Source organism: Pseudomonas sp. efr-133-TYG-23 (assembly GCF_030209215.1).
In the GTDB taxonomy this organism is placed as follows: Bacteria; Pseudomonadota; Gammaproteobacteria; order Pseudomonadales; family Pseudomonadaceae; genus Aquipseudomonas; species Aquipseudomonas rhodesiae.
In genome coordinates this window covers 1-1,172 of record NZ_JARVSL010000037.1, presented here as the reverse complement: position 1 = coordinate 1,172, position 1,172 = coordinate 1, and the positions used below count along the sequence as shown (strand labels likewise).

Annotated in this window: 1 protein-coding gene; it reads right to left on the bottom strand. The window is 60.5% G+C overall.

What is annotated here, in order from left to right:
- Nucleotides 1–307 precede the first annotated feature (307 nt).
- On the bottom strand, nt 308–853 hold the full coding sequence (locus QRN41_RS22925) for an acyl-CoA thioesterase (protein ID WP_167417662.1): 546 nt from the start codon (nt 851–853) through the stop codon (nt 308–310).
- Nucleotides 854–1,172 lie beyond the last annotated feature (319 nt).

Below are 1,172 nucleotides of genomic sequence, written 5' to 3'. Positions count from 1 at the left end.
CCAGCGGTAACCAGGGTGGGAGGGGGCTTGCCCCCGATGGCGGTGGGTCAGCAACACAGGTATCGACTGAGCAGGCCCCATCGGGGGCAAGCCCCCTCCCACAGGTTTGATGGCGTTGACTTGAGCACAGTGGTCCCCGGCTCGGTCGTCAGGTGTTACACCCATCCAAAGGCCAGTGGTAACCAGGGTGGGAGGGGGCTTGCCCCCGATAGCGGTGGGTCAGGCGCGCAGGTATCGACTGAGCAGGCCCCATCGGGGGCAAGCCCCCTCCCACAGTTTTGACGGCGTTCCGGTCACGAAAATATGCCTAGGCGATTTGCTCTTCAGTACGCAGTTGCGCACTCATCTCGTCGCAGCTGTGTGCCCAGTCCAGCAGCCACTGCGGCATCGGTGGCGAAGCTTCTTCCAGCTCCAGTTCCCGAACAAACTCACTCGGCGGCAAGGTGCCTTTGGCCGAGCGGAATAGCCCACGCATTACCACCACCCCAACCACGCGGCCGCGACTGACGAAACGATGTTCCATCAGGCTCCACTTATGGTCCCAGCCGAGCATGCGGGTGTGCACTTCGAACGCTTCGAACAGTTTCAATTCGCGACGGAATTTACCCCAGGTATCGCCCACGATCGGCAATGCCTTATGCCGCAGGGCGACGCGAAAGGCGCCGGTGCGCAGTACGAAATCCATGCGCGCTACGTCCGCCAGGGTGAAATAACGACCATTGGTGACATGCCGGTTGATGTCCAGGTCCAGAGGCCAGACGCGCATCCGCACCACCGTAGTGGCCAGGCCATGGGCAGGTGTGCGCCACGGGCGACGGCACAGCATATACAGCAAGCGAAACCACAGATTCATCAGTCCATCCGAGCCATGATCAAAAACGGCACTTTAATAAGCAGACGAGGGCTGGGGTAGGTCCGCAAATGACTGATTTCAGGCAAATCGTGCAATTGGGTGAATTGAGCGGAACGCCAGGCGAAAAAAAACCGGCTGATCAGGCCGGTTTGGGGTGCCTCGCAAACAGCGAGGGGTTAAGCGTGGTTGTCCAGCAAACGATCCGCACCGCCTTCGACCAGGCCACGTTCCTGCAAACGGTCAGCACCGCCTTCGACCAGGCCACGTTCCTGCAAACGATCCGCACCGCCTTCAGCCAGAGCGCGTTCCTGCAAACGAT